At 34.5% G+C, this 1,239-nt stretch carries 1 protein-coding gene and 1 pseudogene; both read left to right on the plus strand.

All coding sequences use genetic code 11. From position 1 onward, the window contains the following. Positions 1-87: pseudogene (locus FC26_RS12715) on the plus strand (IS5/IS1182 family transposase); the annotation flags it as partial. A 408-nt stretch (positions 88-495) separates the two neighbouring features. Next, positions 496-945 carry a cupin domain-containing protein gene (locus FC26_RS05220; protein WP_057775341.1) on the plus strand — a complete coding sequence of 150 codons (450 nt, stop codon included), beginning with the start codon at positions 496-498 and terminating at the stop codon, positions 943-945. Positions 946-1,239 lie beyond the last annotated feature (294 nt).

A 1,239-nucleotide genomic window follows, 5' to 3' on the forward strand; every position in this document is an offset into this window, starting at 1 on the left:
CTTTGGAAAAATTGTGAGCGTCAATTAACCACCAGTCTGCAAATGGTCGTTTTAGCTTTTTTAGCACTATTACTTAAGAGATTTTAGACAGCTTCTAAGTATTTTGACATTAACAGGCTTCTCAATGATCATTGAGAAGCCTGTTACTATCTTTATCTAAGTGTGGATTACGTGATAAGTCACAACGATTAATTACAGCCTAAGATAATCAGAAGAACAATTCCCATTCTAACGTTAGCAAAGGGCCCATTTCTAAATACAAAAAAGCCCCATGGACGATTGCACGTAGAAGTTATGGAAACTGAGTAAATACCCATACTTTAACCAAGCCCAAAAATTAATTAAATTGAATAACTTCACTTTTTAGACAATCTTATTGGCTATTAGTCACTAGAACTCAGATTGGTAAATTAATTGATAACATTGGTGCTCTTAAAATGATATCAAATAATAAAAAATTATGTTACAATTCCACTTAGAAGGGAAGTGTTTATTATGTTAGGAAAAAGCGCAGATTTAGGAGACTACGGTCCAGCACCCTTTGCACCTGATTTAAAATCGGCTGCTTTGGAAAATGAAAATTATCGAACTACTTTGTGGACCGGGGATCATTTTCAAATCACATTAATGGCTATCCCAGCCGGAGGTGGTGATATTGGTATGGAAATTCATCATGGTAATGATCAACTTATTTACTTAGTAGCCGGTATTGGCCACGTTAAAATGGGGAAAGATAAAGATCATTTAACAGTTGATCAGGAAATTCATCCGGGAGAGGCTGTAGTTGTTCCTGATAACACTTGGCATAACGTGATCAACGCTGGAAAACAGACCATGAAGGTCTTCTCTATTTATTCACCGGTCAAGCACCAAAAAGGAACTAATGAAGCCACTAAAGCCGATGCAATTAAGCAGGAGGGCCCTCTGGAGGGTACTGGTGAATAAGACAAATTATTTATCAAAAGATATGATTTATGTCAAGAACTAATGGTATTATTTGATAAATAATTTGAATTAGAATTTTTTCTGAACTATGCAATTAATAATTCTTTAGTTGCATTTAGCAATCGGGACTTATACAACCGAAAGAGTGGAACATAGTTCCACCCTTTTAATTTCAAAATATGTAAAGAGCTGTTATAAAAATTTTTAGTGGAATTTTTATAACAGCTCTTTATTTTTTACACTTGAATTTACACTTTAAGTGCAACACTAATTAAATAAAGAATGGCCCATGGC

This window comes from Paucilactobacillus vaccinostercus DSM 20634, assembly GCF_001436295.1.
Classification (GTDB): domain Bacteria; phylum Bacillota; class Bacilli; order Lactobacillales; family Lactobacillaceae; genus Paucilactobacillus; species Paucilactobacillus vaccinostercus.